The organism is Streptococcus sp. UMB1203 (assembly GCF_030217725.1).
Lineage (GTDB): Bacteria > Bacillota > Bacilli > Lactobacillales > Streptococcaceae > Streptococcus.
Genome location: NZ_JASOOK010000034.1, coordinates 1 through 17,631, shown reverse-complemented (window position 1 = coordinate 17,631; position 17,631 = coordinate 1). Strand labels below are relative to the sequence as shown.

The following is a 17,631-nucleotide window of genomic DNA, read 5'->3' as shown; positions in this document are numbered from 1 at the left end:
CAAAAAAGAAAGGACGAAATTTGTCCTTTCTCGGTTTTAGCTTTTATTCAACCCACTACAGTTGACAAAGAGCCATAAATATAAGGAAGAAAGAGCGTAACTGCTCTTTTTTGTTTCTAAAAGCACAATTTATTGAATCTAAAATAGCACACTGCGGATTCTAAAAAATTCTAGAAATTATAGTAGATTGAATCTTGAATAGTCCACCGAGTTTTCTAAAACATTGTTAGAAATTAGTTTGAATTCCGCAATTAATTTGTTCAGTTTTTATTTCATTTAACTATAATTTGACTTTCCTAATTTCTTTGTTCATATCTTATTTCAATACACCATATCTTACTATTTCAGAACCCACATCTAGCATAACTAAAAAACAGATTCTTCCATCTATTACGGAAAAATCTGTCATTGATTTAATGATTTACAAAAACTCCAACCACGGCTTGCGAACCCTGTCCTTACTGGTTTCTCTATATTTTTTAGTTCTTATTTATGATGCTCTTTCAATATTTCTTCAAACTCAGAGACAGTCATACCCAACTGTTGACTGGCAACTTCAGAAGGCAAAAGACCTTGACGGACTAGATTTAGTAGCATAGACAAACTTCCTTCAACTTTTCCACGCTCCAGTCCCTGTTCAATCCCTTCTGCCCTAGCAGTTTCCAAGGCATAATCATGAGCCAATAATGCCTGTTCTTCACGCATACGTAGTTGACTAAACATTTTCCTGTCCTCCTCGGACCAGCTCTTGTAGTCTAGCAGTTGGTCTGCCTGGCTGATGGCTCGCTCGGGTTGTTGGGTAAAGGGTTTATTCCCAAAAAACTCCAACCACGGTTTGCGAACGCTATCCTTGCTGGTTTCTCTGTATTTTTTTAGTTCTAAGAACGCCATCTTGACTAGATGGTTTTCCTGCCTGTTGTTTGTAATTGTCAAAACCTCACCTGTCGTATCCTCTCGCATACTAAAACTGTGAAAGGCTAAATCATCCTGAAAGTAGTTGCTGTCCACAATTGCAATGGCGTAGACAGGAGCGATATGCTTGTAACTCTGGTGTGTATCACCTTCACGTTGACGAATTTTTTCAAGATTTTGATTGACCTGACTGCACAGATAAGCCCATAAACGATTAATGAAAAAATTCTGATGATGCACCTGAATCTCAATGATCACTTGGGTGCCATTGTCCAACTCTGCCAAGACGTCTATACTAGTGTAAAAATCCTGCGCTGAGTAAGGCAGGGAAGGCAAGACGTGAATATTGCTTCCCTCCAAAATGGTCACATTTTTGGCTGGTAAGTCCAGCATATCGCGAATAAATTGACAAGTGATTTCTGGGTTGCTAAAAATCTTCTTAGCCACTAAATCATTGGTCGGGCTAATGCCCGGATGTCTGAGAATCATTCTTTCTCTCCTTTCATTATAGCACATTTTTACCTCTAGGTTGACTAGATTTAATGCTTCTATCTATTTATTCGTAAAAAAGCGTAACTTCTCAAAGTAACTTCCCTCTCTCTCCCAAAATTGGAAGTCAGTTTTAGAAGTGACCCAATGAAAATCAAAGAGCAAACTAGGAAACTAGCCGCAGGTTGCTCAAAACACTGTTTTGAGGTTGCAGATAGAACTGACGAAGTCAGTAACATATATATACGGCAAGGCGAAGCTGACGTGGTTTGAAGAGATTTTCGAAGAGTATTACCCTTCCTTCTTGCATTGATTACTTAGATATGCTACAGTGGTGGTAGCGATTACAAAACAAAAGGAGCATGTTATGAAAAATCCAGCTTTGTTAGAAGAAATCAAGACTTATAGAGGAAGGGATGAGGTTCCAGAGGACTTTGATGCTTTCTGGGATGGGGAAGTAAAAAAAGTTTCAACACTTCCAGCTTATCAGTTGGAGGAAAGAGATTTTCACATTCCTCAAGTCAAGTGCTATGAATTAACATTTGAAGGAACCAATGAAGCCAAGGTATATGCACGAGTTGTTCTTCCAAAGAGTGAGGAGAAGGTTCCGATAATCTTCCATTTCCATGGCTATATGGGACGTGGCTGGGATTGGGTCGATATGCTGGCCTATACCGTGGCTGGTTACGGTGTTGTTTCCATGGATGTGCGGGGACAGTCAGGTTATTCACAGGACGGTTTGCGTTCTCCTTTAGGAAATACGGTTAAGGGACATATTATCCGTGGGGCTGTGGAAGGTCGGAATCACCTCTTTTATAAGGATGTTTATCTGGATATTTACCAGTTGGTCGAAATTGTTGCTAGTCTGCCTCAGGTGGATGAGAAGCGTCTTTCTAGCTATGGTGCTTCACAAGGAGGGGCTCTAGCCTTGGTTGCGGCAGCGCTCAATCCTCGGATTCAGAAAACTGTTGCCATCTATCCTTTCTTGTCAGACTTCAGACGAGTGCTTGAGATTGGTAATACTAGCGAGGCTTACGACGAACTGTTCCGTTATTTCAAGTTTCACGACCCCTTCCACGAAACTGAGGAGGAAATCATGGCGACCCTTGCCTATATCGATGTGAAAAATCTCGCACATCGTATCAAGGGTGAGGTTAAGATGATTACGGGCTTGGACGATGATGTTTGCTATCCTATTACCCAGTTTGCGATTTACAACCGCCTGACCTGCGATAAGGCCTATCGTATTATGCCTGAGTATGCCCACGAAGCCATGAATGTTTTTGTCAATGACCAGGTTTATAACTGGCTTTGTGGTAGTGAGATTTCTTTTAAATATATGAAGTGATAAATGAGAGAGACCAGTAGCTCTCTTTTTTGTAGTTTAATAAGAATGATTTAAAATAGATGATTCTCTGAAACTACTTTCAGAAACAGCTGTTCTATAAAATACTTTTGAAACTGAAATCTATTCTATCACAAAGTATTGAAAGCGCTTAACAAATGATATATAATGACCTCATAAGAACAAGGAAAAGGAGGAAAGAGGATGCCACGGATTACTAAAGAAGCCTTGATTGCACAAATTAAAGATGGAATCATCGTTTCTTGTCAGGCCCTTCCTCACGAACCGCTTTACACAGAAGCGGGAGGAGTCATTCCCTTGCTGGTCAAAGCGGCTGAGCAAGGTGGAGCAGTCGGTATCCGAGCAAACAGTGTTCGTGATATCAAGGAAATCAAGGAGGTTACCAACCTTCCAATCATTGGGATAATCAAACGAGATTATCCACCACAAGAACCCTTCATCACAGCTACTATGAAAGAAGTTGATGAATTGGCAGAACTGGACATCGAGGTAATTGCTCTGGATTGTACCAAGCGTGAACGCTATGATGGTTTGGAGATTCAAGAGTTCATTCGTCAGGTTAAGGAGAAATATCCTAACCAGCTCTTGATGGCTGATACAAGTACTTTCGATGAAGGATTGGCAGCTGTTGAAGCAGGAATTGACTTTGTCGGAACAACCTTATCAGGATACACATCTTACAGTCCAAAAGTAGATGGTCCCGATTTTGAATTGATCAAAAAACTTTGTGATGCTGGCGTAGATGTCATTGCAGAAGGGAAAATTCATACACCAGAACAAGCCAAACAAATCCTTGGATATGGAGTGCGAGGCATTGTTGTAGGTGGCGCTATTACTAGACCAAAAGAGATTACAGAACGCTTCGTTGCTGGTCTTAAATAAAAAATAAAGAAAGGGGGATTGAGTATGATTATTACTAAAATCAGTCGTTTAGGAACTTATGTGAAAGTAAATCCACATTTTGCAGCATTAATAGATTTTCTAGAAAAAACAGGACTAGAAAATTTAACAGAAGGTCCGATTGATATCGATGGTGATCGATTATTTGGTAATTGCTTTACTTATCTAGCAGACGGTCAAGCAGGAGCCTTCTTTGAAACTCACCAAAAATATTTGGATATTCATTTAGTTTTGGAAAACGAAGAAGCCATGGCTGTTACGTCGCCAGAAAATGTAAGCGTTACCCAAAAATATGATGAAGAAAAAGATATTGAATTATACACAGGAGAAGTGGAACAGTTAGTTCATTTGAGAGCTGGTGAATGCCTTATCACTTTTCCAGAAGATTTACATCAACCCAAGGTTCGTATAAATGATGAACCTGTTAAAAAAGTTGTCTTTAAAGTTGCTATTTCTTAATGTAGAAAGGGAAGAACAATGAAAAAAATGAGAAAGTTTTTATGTTTAGCTGGAGTTGCGCTAGCAGCTGTTGCCTTGGTAGCTTGTTCAGGAAAGAAAGAAACTACAGCTGACACTGAACCACCGACAGAATTATCTGGTGAGATTACAATGTGGCACTCCTTTACTCAAGGGCCACGTTTAGAAAGTATTCAAAAATCAGCAGATGCTTTCATGCAAAAACATCCAAAAACGAAAATCAAGATTGAAACATTTTCTTGGAATGACTTCTATACTAAATGGACTACAGGTTTAGCAAATGGGAATGTGCCAGATATCAGTACAGCCCTTCCTAACCAAGTAATGGAAATGGTAAACTCAGATGCTTTGGTTCCGCTAAACGATTCTATCAAGCGTATTGGACAGGATAAATTTAACGAAACTGCCTTAAATGAAGCAAAAATCGGAAATGATTACTACTCTGTTCCTCTTTATTCCCATGCACAAGTCATGTGGGTTAGAACAGATTTGTTAAAAGAACATAATATTGAGGTTCCTAAAACTTGGGATCAACTCTATGATGCTTCTAAAAAATTGAAAGAAGCTGGAGTTTATGGCTTGTCTGTTCCATTTGGGACAAACGACTTAATGGCAACACGTTTCTTGAACTTCTATGTTCGAAGTGGTGGTGGAAGTCTCTTGACAAAAGATCTTAAAGCAGATTTGACAAGCCAACTTGCTCAAGATGGTATTAAATACTGGGTTAAAATGTATAAAGAAATCTCACCTCAAGATTCTTTGAACTTTAATGTCCTTCAACAAGCTACCTTGTTCTATCAAGGGAAAACAGCATTTGACTTTAACTCTGGCTTCCATATTGGAGGAATTAATGCCAACAGTCCTCAATTGATTGATTCGATTGATGCCTATCCTATTCCAAAAATCAAAGAATCTGATAAAGACCAAGGAATTGAAACCTCAAACATTCCAATGGTTGTTTGGAAAAATTCAAAACATCCAGAAGTTGCTAAAGCATTCTTAGAATCACTTTATAATGAAGAAGACTACGTTAAATTCCTTGATTCAACTCCAGTAGGTATGTTGCCAACTATTAAGGGGATTAGCGATTCTGCAGCCTATAAAGAAAATGAAACTCGTAAGAAATTTAAACATGCTGAAGAAGTGATTACTGAAGCTGTTAAAAAAGGTACTGCTATTGGTTATGAAAATGGACCAAGTGTACAAGCTGGTATGTTGACTAACCAACACATTATTGAACAAATGTTCCAAGATATCATTTCAAATGGAACAGATCCTATGAAAGCAGCAAAAGAAGCAGAAAAACAATTAAACGATTTATTTGAGGCTGTTCAGTAGATATAAAAGACTAGAAAATAGGTGGGCTAGTGAGCTGAAAAGCCCTAGCCCAATCTTGTAAAAGAAGGGAGAAGGAGAATGGTTAAAGAACGTAATTTAACTCGCTGGATATTTGTTTTGCCAGCTATGATTATCGTAGGATTACTCTTTGTTTATCCGTTTTTCTCGAGTATTTTTTATAGCTTTACCAATAAGCATTTAATTATGCCAAATTATAAATTTGTTGGTTTAGCTAACTACAAAGCTGTGCTATCAGATCCCAACTTCTTTAATGCGTTCTTTAATTCAATTAAGTGGACCGTTTTCTCATTAGTTGGTCAAGTTTTAGTAGGGTTTGTATTGGCTTTAGCTCTTCACAGAGTACGTCACTTCAAGAAATTATATAGGACCTTATTGATTGTTCCTTGGGCATTTCCTACAATCGTTATTGCCTTTTCTTGGCAGTGGATTCTAAACGGGGTTTATGGCTACTTACCTAACCTAATCGTAAAATTAGGTTTAATGGATCATACACCTGCATTTTTGACAGATAGTACATGGGCATTCCTATGTTTGGTGTTTATCAACATTTGGTTTGGAGCACCGATGATCATGGTTAATGTACTTTCAGCTTTGCAAACAGTACCAGAAGAACAATTTGAGGCTGCTAAGATAGATGGCGCTTCAAGTTGGCAGGTGTTCAAGTTTATCGTCTTTCCACATATTAAAGTGGTTGTAGGGCTTCTAGTTGTTTTGAGAACTGTATGGATCTTTAATAACTTTGACATTATCTACCTAATTACTGGTGGTGGACCAGCCAATGCTACAACAACGCTTCCAATTTTTGCTTACAACCTAGGTTGGGGAACTAAATTGTTGGGTCGTGCTTCAGCAGTCACAGTATTGCTCTTTATCTTCTTGGTGGCGATTTGCTTTATCTACTTTGCTATCATCAGTAAGTGGGAAAAGGAGGGTAGAAAATAATGAAGAAGAAATCCAGTATTTATTTAGATATTCTCTCACATGCACTCTTGATTGGTGCGACTATCGTTGCAATTTTCCCATTAGTATGGATTATCATATCGTCTGTAAAGGGGAAAGGGGAATTAACTCAGTATCCAACACGATTTTGGCCTGAACAATTTACATTAGATTATTTCACTCATGTTATCAACGATTTGCACTTTATCGATAACATTCGAAACAGTTTGATTATTGCCTTAGCTACAACCGTTATTGCAATTATTATTTCTGCTATGGCAGCCTATGGTATTGTTCGATTCTTCCCTAAATTGGGCGCAATCATGTCGAGACTACTCGTCATTACCTACATTTTCCCACCAATTTTGTTAGCAATTCCATATTCAATTGCCATTGCTAAAGTTGGGTTAACAAATAGTTTATTTGGCTTGATGATGGTTTATCTATCTTTTAGTGTTCCATATGCAGTTTGGCTCTTAGTTGGATTTTTCCAAACAGTTCCAATTGGAATTGAAGAAGCAGCTCGAATTGATGGTGCAAATAAATTTGTTACATTTTATAAAGTTGTGCTACCGATTGTAGCACCAGGTATTGTAGCAACAGCTATTTATACATTTATCAATGCTTGGAATGAATTCCTGTATGCTTTGATTTTGATTAACAATACAGGAAAGATGACAGTAGCAGTAGCCCTTCGTTCGCTTAATGGTTCAGAAATCTTAGACTGGGGAGATATGATGGCGGCATCTGTTATTGTAGTTCTTCCATCAATCATTTTCTTCTCTATCATCCAAAATAAGATTGCAAGTGGATTATCAGAAGGATCTGTGAAATAAGTTAAAATTAGAAAGTTTATTTAATAAAGGAGAAAAAACATGGTTAAATACGGTGTTGTTGGAACAGGATATTTTGGGGCTGAGTTAGCTCGTTATATGCAAAAGAATGATGGAGCAGAGATTACTCTTCTCTATGATCCAGATAATGCAGAGGCAATTGCAGAAGAATTGGGAGCAAAAGTAGCAAGCTCCCTAGATGAGTTGGTTTCTAGCGATGAGGTAGATTGTGTTATCGTCGCAACTCCAAATAATCTTCATAAGGAACCGGTTATTAAGGCTGCACAACATGGTAAAAATGTTTTCTGTGAAAAACCAATTGCGCTTTCTTATCAAGATTGTCGCGAGATGGTAGATGCATGTAAAGAAAATAATGTAACCTTTATGGCAGGACATATTATGAACTTCTTTAATGGTGTCCATCATGCAAAAGAACTAATTAATCAAGGAGTCATCGGAGACGTTCTATATTGTCACACAGCTCGTAATGGTTGGGAAGAACAACAACCGTCAGTATCATGGAAAAAAATTCGTGAAAAATCAGGTGGTCACTTGTATCACCATATTCATGAATTGGATTGCGTGCAATTCCTTATGGGTGGTATGCCAGAAACTGTAACCATGACAGGTGGAAATGTAGCCCATGAAGGTGAAAATTTCGGTGATGAAGATGATATGATTTTTGTCAATATGGAATTTTCTAATAAACGTTTTGCCTTGTTAGAATGGGGTTCAGCTTATCGTTGGGGTGAACATTATGTTTTGATTCAAGGAACGAAAGGTGCTATCCGCTTAGACTTATTCAACTGTAAAGGAACTCTTAAGCTAGATGGACAAGAAAGCTATTTCTTGATTCATGAATCACAAGAAGAAGATGATGATCGTACTCGCATCTATCATAGTACAGAGATGGACGGAGCAATTGCTTATGGTAAACCAGGTAAACGTACTCCGTTATGGCTATCATCTGTCATTGACAAAGAAATGCGATATCTGCATGAGATTATGCAAGGAGCTCCAGTATCAGAAGAATTTGCAAAACTATTGACAGGTGAAGCTGCTCTAGAAGCAATTGCTACTGCAGATGCTTGTACCCAGTCTATGTTTGAAGATCGCAAAGTAAAATTGTCAGAAATTGTAAAATAAACATAATGTAAAGGGGATGAAAAATTTATTTTCTCCCCTCATTTCGGAAATAAGTTAGGAGAAAATCTATGTCAGATTTAAAAAAATACGAAGGTGTCATCCCAGCCTTCTACGCATGTTATGATGATCAAGGAGAAGTAAGCCCAGAACGTACACGTGCCTTGGTTCAATACTTCATTGATAAAGGTGTTCAAGGTCTTTATGTCAATGGTTCCTCTGGTGAATGTATCTACCAAAGCGTTGAAGACCGCAAGTTGATTTTGGAAGAAGTCATGGCAGTTGCCAAAGGTAAATTAACTATTATTGCTCATGTTGCTTGCAACAATACCAAAGACAGTATGGAACTGGCTCGCCATGCAGAAAGCTTGGGAGTAGATGCCATTGCAACGATTCCACCAATTTACTTCCGCTTGCCAGAATATTCAGTTGCTAAATATTGGAACGATATTAGTTCTGCAGCACCAAACACAGACTACGTGATCTACAACATTCCTCAATTGGCAGGTGTTGCTTTGACTCCAAGTCTTTATACTGAAATGTTGAAGAATCCACGTGTTATCGGTGTTAAGAATTCTTCTATGCCAGTTCAAGATATCCAAACCTTTGTCAGCCTTGGTGGGGAAGACCACATCGTCTTTAATGGTCCAGATGAGCAGTTCTTAGGTGGTCGTCTCATGGGAGCTAAAGCTGGTATCGGTGGTACTTATGGTGCTATGCCAGAACTCTTCTTGAAACTTAATCAATTGATTGCGGATAAAGACTTGGAAACAGCGCGTGAATTACAGTATGCTATCAACGCTATCATTGGTAAACTCACTGCTGCACATGGAAATATGTATGGTGTCATTAAAGAAGTCTTGAAGATCAATGAAGGTTTGAATATTGGTTCTGTTCGTTCACCATTGACACCAGTGACTGAAGACGATCGTCCAGTTGTAGAAGCAGCTGCAGCCTTGATTCGTGAAACCAAGGAGCGCTTCCTCTAATCCATAAGGAGGTATTTATGACACACTACGTTGCAATTGATATCGGTGGAACAAATATCAAATATGGTTTGATTGACCAAGAAGGACAACTTGTTGAATCGCATGAAATGCCAACAGAGGCGCATAAAGGTGGACCTCATATCTTACAAAAGACCAAAGATATCGTAGCTAACTATTTAGAAAAAGGCCCAGTAGCAGGTGTTGCCATTTCTTCTGCAGGAATGGTGGATCCTGACAAGGGTGAAATATTCTATGCTGGCCCTCAAATCCCTAACTATGCAGGAACCCAGTTCAAAAAGGAAATCGAGACTAGCTTTAATATTCCTTGTGAGATTGAAAATGATGTCAACTGTGCTGGTCTTGCTGAGGCAGTATCTGGTTCAGGCAAGGGAGCGAGTGTCACCCTTTGCTTGACCATTGGAACAGGTATCGGAGGTTGCTTGATTATGGATGGGAAAGTCTTCCATGGATTTAGCAATTCAGCCTGTGAAGTCGGTTATATGCATATGCAGGATGGAGCTTTCCAAGACTTGGCCTCTACAACAGCCTTAGTAGAGTATGTAGCGGCAGGTCATGGTGATTCAGTTGAACAGTGGAATGGCCGACGTATCTTTAAGGAAGCTACCGAAGGAAACAAAATCTGCATGGCTGGTATTGACCGTATGGTAGACTATCTAGGAAAAGGTCTGGCAAATATTTGCTATGTGGCCAATCCAGAAGTGGTCATTCTCGGTGGCGGTATCATGGGGCAAGAGGCAATCCTCAAACCTAAAATTCGAAAAGCTTTAAAAGATGCTTTGGTACCAAGCCTAGCTGAAAAAACACGATTAGAATTTGCTCATCATCAGAATACAGCAGGTATGTTGGGTGCTTATTATCACTTTAAAACAAAACAATCCTAGTTTGGTTCAACCAAACTAGGATTTTCTTATACGTTTTTGTCTACGATAGCCATTGAGTTTTTTATTTTCCCAATAGCTATTAAAGATTTTCTCCTTGCTTTCACGATTGATTTCCAAAAAGTAGGCATAAATCAAATCGATAAAGAAGAGCATAGGAAGTTGAGCGGATATACGTTGGATGTAAGAAGACTGGCTGTGGGTGGCTACAAGAACAGTCTCCGTATAGGCCTGACTATCTTTATTGGGAACACTTGTAAAAAGTACAGTCTTTGCCCCCATCTCCTTAGCGTCTAATAGACTATCTAAAATAGAAGGTGTTGTGCCAGAAAGAGAGAAACCGAGTACGAGACAATTCTCATCCATAATACTGGTTGTCCAAGCAAAACCATCTTGGTCAGTCAAGGCCTCGCAGACCACACCTAGACGCATGAAGCGTAATTTCATTTCACGAGCTACGAGGCCAGAACTCCCTGTTCCGAAGAAGTAGACACGCTCAGCATCTTCGATTAACTGGGCAATTCTTTCTAGTTGGACTTCGTCAATCAAGTCCTGTGTTTGCTCCCGCATGTTGCTATAACTTCTGAGGACTCGTTTTGTAAGTGGACTGTGTTTGTGAGAATGGGTGTCTTGTTTCTCTGCTTGGTGTTGATATTGGAAAATAAATTCTCGATAACCTGTAAAACCACACTTTTTAGCAAAGCGGGTCAGAGCAGCTTGAGAGATATGTAATTTTTGAGTAACCTGCTGAGAAGATAAATCATCTGCAATGGTTTCTGTTTGTAAAAAATAATGCGCAATTTCTTGCTCTAGGTCTGTCATTTCTTCGAAGTGGGAATCAATGATGGTTGCTATATCTGGTTTGTCCATAGGGAAGGCTCCTTTAAATGAGTCATATTGGAAAAAGACTAGGTCATCGAACTTTTACATTTATTATATCATATAATATAGGGATGGATAAATAAAATCGTATTTTCCTGTAAAAAAGGAAAAGCTCTCTTATTTTCCATAATTTTCTTCTCAAATTGTGGTACAATGAAGAGTAAGACTTAAAATAGAAATGAGACTGATTTGTATGAGAAAATTTGATAGCCATTCGATTCCGATTCGGCTTAATTTATTGTTTTCAATTGTCATTTTGCTCTTTATGGCCATTATTGGTCGCCTGCTTTATATGCAGGTTTTGAACAAGGATTTTTATGAGACAAAACTAGCATCGGCTAGTAAAACAAAGGTGACCACTAGTTCAGCTCGAGGAGAAATTTATGATGCCAGCGGCAAGCCCTTGGTTGAAAATACTGTGAAACAAGTTGTTTCCTTTACTCGAAACAACAAAATGACGGCTGCCGATTTGAAAGAAACAGCCAAGAAGTTGCTAGCCTATGTGGGAGTTTCTTCTCCAACATTGACTGACCGACAGTTAGCAGACTATTACCTAGCAGATCAAGATGTCTATAAGAAAACAGTGGAGGCTCTCCCAAGCGAGAAACGGTTGGATTCAGATGGCAATCGTCTATCCGAATCAGAACTGTATAACAATGCGGTCGATAGTGTCCAAACGAGTCAACTAAACTATACAGAGGATGAAAAGAAAGAAATTTACCTCTTTAGCCAACTTAATGCAGTTGAAAATTTTGCGACAGGGACCATTGCAACAGATTCCTTGACAGATACACAGATTGCCTTGATAGCTTCGGCTTCTAAGAATTTACCTGGTATCAGTATCTCAACTTCGTGGGATCGAAAAGTTCTAGAGACTTCACTTTCTTCTATAGTAGGAAGTGTTTCCAGTGAAAAAGCTGGTCTCCCAGCTGAAGAAGCAGATTCCTATCTTAAAAAGGGTTATTCTTTAAATGACCGTGTTGGAACCTCTTATCTAGAAAAACAATATGAAGAAACCTTGCAAGGAAAACGCTCGGTGAAAGAAATTCATCTAGACAAGTATGGCAATATGGAAAGTGTCGAAAATATCGAAGACGGTACCAAAGGAAACAATATTAAACTGACCATTGATTTGGCCTTCCAAGATAGCGTGGACAATCTTCTTAAGAGTTACTTCAATTCCGAGTTAGGAAATGGAGGAGCCAGATATTCTGAAGGTGTTTATGCAGTTGCTTTGAACCCAAAAACAGGTGCAGTTTTGTCTATGTCAGGGCTAAAACATGACTTGAAAACGGGAGATTTAACACCTGACTCCTTGGGAACAGTAACCAATGTCTTTGTCCCAGGTTCGGTTGTCAAGGCTGCGACCATCAGCTCTGGCTGGGAAAATGGAGTCTTGTCAGGGAACCAGACCTTGACAGACCAACCGATTGTCTTCCAAGGCTCATCTCCAATTAATTCTTGGTATACTCAGGCTTACGGTTCATTCCCGATTACAGCTGTGGAAGCTTTGGAGTATTCTTCTAATACCTATATGGTTCAAACGGCCTTGGGCATTATGGGTCAGACCTATCAACCCAATATGTTTGTTGGAACTAGCAATTTGGAATCCGCCATGGGGAAATTGCGTGCGACATTTGCTGAATATGGTCTTGGAGCCTCAACAGGCATTGACCTTCCAGATGAGTCAACTGGTTTTATTCCAAAAGAGTATAATTTTGCTAATTACATTACCAATGCCTTTGGTCAGTTTGATAACTACACCCCAATGCAATTGGCCCAGTACGTTGGCACAATTGCCAACAACGGTGTTCGGATTGCGCCCCACATTGTTGAGGGGATTTATGGAAATAATGAACAAGGTGGTTTAGGGAACTTAATCCAATCTGTTGAAACCAAGGAAATGAATAAAATTAATATTTCTGAGTCTGATGTTTCCATTCTTCAACAAGGATTTTATCAAGTTTCACATGGTGGAAGTGCTTTGACAACCGGTCGTGCCTTTTCAAATGGCGCAGCGGTATCCATTAGTGGAAAAACAGGTACTGCCGAAAGTTATGTTGAGGGTGGTCAAAAAGCTAACAATACTAATGCTGTGGCCTATGCACCATCAGATAATCCTCAAATCGCTGTAGCTGTTGTCTTCCCTCATAACACCAACCTTACAAATGGTGTCGGACCTTCCATTGCGCGCGATATTATCAACCTCTATAACCAACATCATCCAATGAATTAGAAAGGAACATATGCTTTATCCAACACCTATTGCTAAGCTAATTGACAGTTATTCGAAGTTACCGGGTATCGGGATTAAGACGGCTACCCGTCTGGCCTTCTATACTATTGGAATGTCTGATGACGATGTCAATGAATTTGCTAAAAATCTCCTTTCTGCTAAGAGAGAGCTGACCTACTGTTCCATCTGCGGTCGCCTGACTGATGACGATCCTTGCTCTATCTGTACCGATCCGACTCGGGACCAGACAACGATTTTAGTTCTCGAAGATAGTCGCGATGTGGCAGCAATGGAGAATATCCAAGAATACCATGGACTCTATCATGTCTTACATGGTCTCATTTCTCCCATGAATGGTATCAGTCCAGATGATATCAATCTCAAGAGTCTTATGACTCGTCTGATGGATAGTGAAGTTTCAGAGGTAATCGTAGCAACAAATGCTACAGCAGATGGTGAAGCGACATCCATGTATCTTTCACGTTTGCTCAAGCCAGCTGGTATCAAGGTTACGCGTCTAGCACGAGGTCTCGCTGTCGGAGCGGACATTGAGTACGCGGATGAAGTGACGCTCTTACGAGCCATTGAAAATCGAACAGAGTTGTAAGTGTAGACAAATTAACACACTCAATTCATTTATACAAAAATCATGGAGACCGACAGTTGTTTTATCGGTCTCTTTTTAGATTTATTGAAGACCAGTATCAGGTTCAAGTTTCAAAAAAGAAGCAAATATGATATACTAAAGAACGAGTATTCTATTAGAATTGGAACAAATAATATGAAACAAACGATTATTCTTTTATACGGTGGACGTAGTGCAGAGCGTGAAGTCTCTGTTCTTTCAGCTGAGAGTGTCATGCGTGCGGTCAACTACGACCGTTTCACGGTCAAGACTTTCTTCATCAGCCAGTCAGGTGACTTTATTAAAACGCAAGAATTTAGCCAGACTCCAGGTCAAGAGGATCGTCTTATGACCAATGAAACCATTGATTGGGATAAGAAAGTTGCACCAAGTGTTATCTACGAAGAAGGAGCAGTGGTCTTTCCAGTCCTTCATGGTCCGATGGGAGAAGATGGCTCTGTTCAAGGCTTCCTCGAAGTTTTGAAAATGCCTTATGTTGGTTGCAACATCTTGTCATCAAGTCTTGCCATGGACAAAATCACGACCAAGCGTGTGTTAGAATCTGTTGGTATTGCCCAAGTTCCTTATGTGGCCATTGTCGAAGGTGATGATGTAACTTCTAAAATTGTCGAAGTTGAAGAAAAATTGACTTATCCAGTCTTCACAAAACCATCAAACATGGGTTCAAGTGTTGGTATTTCTAAGTCTGAAAATCAAGAAGAACTCCGTCAAGCCTTGAAACTTGCCTTCCAATATGATAGCCGTGTCTTGGTAGAACAAGGAGTGAATGCCCGTGAAATCGAGGTTGGGCTACTGGGTAACTACGATGTTAAAAGCACCCTTCCAGGAGAAGTAGTCAAGGATGTTGCCTTCTATGACTACGATGCCAAGTATATTGATAATAAGATTACTATGGATATTCCAGCTAAAATCAGTGATGATGTGGTAGCTGTCATGCGTCAAAATGCAGAAACAGCCTTCCGTGCCATTGGTGGTTTAGGTCTATCTCGTTGCGATTTCTTCTATACAGACAAGGGAGAGATTTTCCTAAATGAGCTCAATACCATGCCAGGTTTCACCCAGTGGTCAATGTATCCACTACTTTGGGATAATATGGGAATCAGCTACCCAGAACTAATCGAGCGTTTGGTTGACCTTGCTAAGGAAAGTTTTGACAAGCGCGAAGCGCATTTGCTATAAAATGAAAGAGAGGGTAGAAGCCAGAACCATCACTGCAGAGTGATTAGAGTTCTCGGACTTCAACCCTTTTTAAAGGAGTAGAAATGAAATTAACAATCCATGAAGTGGCTCAAGTTGTCGGATCTAAAAATGATATCAGCATTTTTGAGGATACCAAGTTAGAAAAGGCCGAGTTTGATAGTCGCTTAGTTGCGGCAGGGGATTTATTTGTGCCCCTCAAAGGGGCGCGTGATGGTCATGACTTTATCGAAACAGCCTTTGAAAATGGCGCTGCTGTAACCCTGTCTGAGAAAGAAATTGCAAACCATCCCTACATTTTAGTAGATGACGTATTGACTGCCTTTCAAACCCTAGCAGCCTACTATCTTGAAAAAACGGCTGTTGATGTCTTTGCTGTTACAGGTTCAAATGGCAAGACAACGACCAAAGATATGTTAGCGCACTTGCTATCAACAACCTATAAAACATACAAAACACAAGGCAACTACAATAACGAGATTGGCCTTCCCTACACAGTTCTCCACATGCCTGAAGGAACAGAAAAGTTGGTCTTGGAGATGGGGCAGGATCACTTGGGCGATATTCATCTCTTGTCAGAATTGGCTCGTCCAAAAACAGCCATCGTGACCTTGGTTGGCGAAGCCCATTTGGCCTTTTTCAAAGACCGTTCTGAGATTGCTAAAGGAAAAATGCAAATTGTTGATGGCATGTCGTCTGGTTCCTTGCTTTTGGCACCAGCAGATCCGATTGTAGAGGACTACTTGCCAACTGATAAAAAAGTAGTTCGTTTTGGCTCAGGAGCAGAGTTGGAAATTACAGACTTAGTTGAGCGCAAGGAAAGTCTGACTTTTAAGACTAATTTCTTGGAACAAGCTCTTGATTTGCCAGTGACTGGTAAGTACAATGCCACCAATGCTATGATTGCATCTTATGTTGCCCTACAAGAAGGAGTTTCAGAGGAGCAAATTCGTCAGGCCTTCCAACATCTTGAATTAACGCGTAACCGTACCGAGTGGAAGAAAGCAGTCAATGGAGCAGATATCTTATCAGATGTTTACAATGCTAATCCAACTGCTATGAAGCTGATTTTAGAGACTTTCTCTGCCATTCCAGCCAATGAAGGTGGCAAGAAAATTGTAGTGTTGGCGGATATGAAGGAACTTGGTGACCAGTCTATTCAACTTCATAATCAGATCATTTTGAGCCTTTCTCCAGATGTGCTTGATACCCTTATTTTCTATGGAGAAGACATTGCCGAATTAGCCCAATTGGCCAGTCAAATATTCCCAATCGGCCACGTTTACTACTTTAAGAAAACAGAAGAACAAGACCAATTTGAAGACCTAGTCAAGCAAGTCAAAGAGAGACTTGGAGCCCATGACCAAATCCTACTCAAAGGCTCTAACTCTATGAATCTAGCCAAGTTGTTAGAAAGTTTAGAAAATGAAGCAAAGTGATTTTGTCAAACATTTACGTATTTCTAAATTCATTTTTGACAAATAGCATGGTATAATAAAATGCAGGAAAATTTTGAATCATGAGGAAGACTAGATGAATTTATGGGATATTTTCTTTACGACCCAAGCAACAGAGCCACCCAAATTTGACCTTTTTTGGTATGTTAGTATATTTACACTCTTGGCTTTGACCTTTTATACAGCCTATCGTTATCGTGAAAAGAAGGCTTATCAACGATTTTTCCAAATCTTGCAGGCAGTTCAGTTAATCCTTATTTATGGATGGTACGGGGTTAATCATATGCCATTGTCAGAAAGCTTACCCTTTTACCATTGCCGTATGGCTATGTTTGTGGTGCTTTTGCTTCCTGGTCAGTCCAAATCTCGGCAGTATTTTGCATTACTAGGAACATTTGGGACATTAGCAGCCTTTGTTTATCCAGTGCCAGATCCTTATCCATTCCCGCATATTGCGATTTTATCCTTTATCTTTGGGCACTTAGCTCTCTTGGGGAACTCACTGGTTTATCTCTTGAGACAGTATAACGCGCGATTGCTGGATGTGAAGGGAATTTTTCTCATGACCTTTGCACTAAATGCCTTGATTTTTGTGGTCAATTTAGTAACAGGTGGAGATTACGGATTCTTGACAAAACCACCATTGGTTGGGGATCATGGCTTAGTAGCTAATTATTTAATTGTTTCCCTGGCCTTATCAGCGGCGATTACGTTAACAAAGAAAATCTTGGAACTATTTTTAGCACAAGAAGCAGAAAAAATGACTGCAAAGAAAGCTTAGAAATGAGCTTTCTTTTTTCATAAATCTGATTTTTTATAATTTGTTTGGAAACTAAAAAAAGCGGCTCTTTGTCAACTGTAGTGGGTTGAATAAAAGCTAAAACCGAGAAAGGACAAATTTCGTCCT

16 protein-coding genes are annotated in these 17,631 nt (G+C 39.6%); 14 read left to right on the top strand and 2 right to left on the bottom strand.

Features of this window, described 5'->3' with window-relative positions; genetic code table 11:
* Window positions 1-486 precede the first annotated feature (486 nt).
* Window positions 487-1,401 carry an Rpn family recombination-promoting nuclease/putative transposase gene (locus QP439_RS08070; protein ID WP_254753896.1) on the bottom strand — a complete coding sequence of 305 codons (915 nt, stop codon included), beginning with the start codon at window positions 1,399-1,401 and terminating at the stop codon, window positions 487-489.
* A 367-nt stretch (window positions 1,402-1,768) separates the two neighbouring features.
* Here QP439_RS08070 and QP439_RS08065 point away from each other — a divergent pair, with 367 nt between their 5' ends.
* From QP439_RS08065 to QP439_RS08025, 9 genes are all read left to right on the top strand, one after another.
* Window positions 1,769-2,749, top strand: a complete 981-nt coding sequence (locus tag QP439_RS08065; protein WP_285389336.1) for an acetylxylan esterase — start codon at window positions 1,769-1,771, stop codon at window positions 2,747-2,749.
* A gap of 201 nt (window positions 2,750-2,950) precedes the next feature.
* Window positions 2,951-3,649 carry an N-acetylmannosamine-6-phosphate 2-epimerase gene (locus QP439_RS08060; RefSeq protein ID WP_285389333.1) on the top strand — a complete coding sequence of 233 codons (699 nt, stop codon included), beginning with the start codon at window positions 2,951-2,953 and terminating at the stop codon, window positions 3,647-3,649.
* Between the two features lie 24 nt (window positions 3,650-3,673).
* Window positions 3,674-4,126: a YhcH/YjgK/YiaL family protein gene (locus QP439_RS08055; protein ID WP_285389331.1), complete on the top strand. Its 453-nt coding sequence runs from the start codon at window positions 3,674-3,676 to the stop codon at window positions 4,124-4,126.
* Window positions 4,127-4,144: 18 nt separating this feature from the next.
* Entirely contained in the window at window positions 4,145-5,482 is a 1,338-nt protein-coding gene (locus tag QP439_RS08050) for an ABC transporter substrate-binding protein (RefSeq protein WP_285389328.1), read from the top strand.
* 78 nt (window positions 5,483-5,560) lie between these two features.
* Entirely contained in the window at window positions 5,561-6,445 is an 885-nt protein-coding gene (locus QP439_RS08045) for a carbohydrate ABC transporter permease (protein ID WP_023946138.1), read from the top strand.
* Window positions 6,445-7,278 (top strand): carbohydrate ABC transporter permease, encoded by an 834-nt coding sequence (locus QP439_RS08040; RefSeq protein WP_285389325.1) that lies wholly within the window; start codon window positions 6,445-6,447, stop codon window positions 7,276-7,278. Before QP439_RS08045 ends, QP439_RS08040 begins: the two co-directional genes overlap by 1 nt.
* Window positions 7,279-7,317: 39 nt before the next feature.
* A complete protein-coding gene (locus tag QP439_RS08035) occupies window positions 7,318-8,421 on the top strand; it encodes a Gfo/Idh/MocA family protein (protein ID WP_000241736.1) in 1,104 nt (367 codons plus the stop codon).
* Between the two features lie 68 nt (window positions 8,422-8,489).
* Window positions 8,490-9,407 carry a dihydrodipicolinate synthase family protein gene (locus tag QP439_RS08030; RefSeq protein ID WP_001281493.1) on the top strand — a complete coding sequence of 306 codons (918 nt, stop codon included), beginning with the start codon at window positions 8,490-8,492 and terminating at the stop codon, window positions 9,405-9,407.
* Between the two features lie 17 nt (window positions 9,408-9,424).
* A complete protein-coding gene (locus QP439_RS08025) occupies window positions 9,425-10,309 on the top strand; it encodes an ROK family protein (protein ID WP_285389320.1) in 885 nt (294 codons plus the stop codon).
* 15 nt (window positions 10,310-10,324) lie between these two features.
* On the opposite strand, the gene QP439_RS08020 is transcribed toward QP439_RS08025, so the two are convergent.
* Window positions 10,325-11,176: a MurR/RpiR family transcriptional regulator gene (locus QP439_RS08020; RefSeq protein ID WP_285389317.1), complete on the bottom strand. Its 852-nt coding sequence runs from the start codon at window positions 11,174-11,176 to the stop codon at window positions 10,325-10,327.
* Window positions 11,177-11,366: 190 nt separating this feature from the next.
* On the opposite strand from QP439_RS08020, the gene pbp2b reads away from it, so the two are divergent.
* The 5 genes from pbp2b (at window position 11,367) to QP439_RS07995 (ending at window position 17,505) form a co-directional block, all read left to right on the top strand.
* Entirely contained in the window at window positions 11,367-13,424 is a 2,058-nt protein-coding gene (pbp2b, locus tag QP439_RS08015; RefSeq protein WP_285389314.1) for a penicillin-binding protein PBP2B, read from the top strand.
* A gap of 10 nt (window positions 13,425-13,434) precedes the next feature.
* Window positions 13,435-14,031, top strand: coding sequence for a recombination mediator RecR (recR, locus tag QP439_RS08010; protein ID WP_000966754.1), 597 nt, complete (start codon window positions 13,435-13,437; stop codon window positions 14,029-14,031).
* Between the two features lie 174 nt (window positions 14,032-14,205).
* Window positions 14,206-15,249 carry a D-alanine--D-alanine ligase gene (locus QP439_RS08005; RefSeq protein ID WP_254753903.1) on the top strand — a complete coding sequence of 348 codons (1,044 nt, stop codon included), beginning with the start codon at window positions 14,206-14,208 and terminating at the stop codon, window positions 15,247-15,249.
* Window positions 15,250-15,332: 83 nt separating this feature from the next.
* A complete protein-coding gene (locus tag QP439_RS08000; RefSeq protein ID WP_285389308.1) occupies window positions 15,333-16,706 on the top strand; it encodes a UDP-N-acetylmuramoyl-tripeptide--D-alanyl-D-alanine ligase in 1,374 nt (457 codons plus the stop codon).
* Between the two features lie 94 nt (window positions 16,707-16,800).
* Window positions 16,801-17,505, top strand: a complete 705-nt coding sequence (locus QP439_RS07995; protein WP_285389304.1) for a YwaF family protein — start codon at window positions 16,801-16,803, stop codon at window positions 17,503-17,505.
* The last annotated feature ends 126 nt before the right edge of the window (window positions 17,506-17,631 follow it).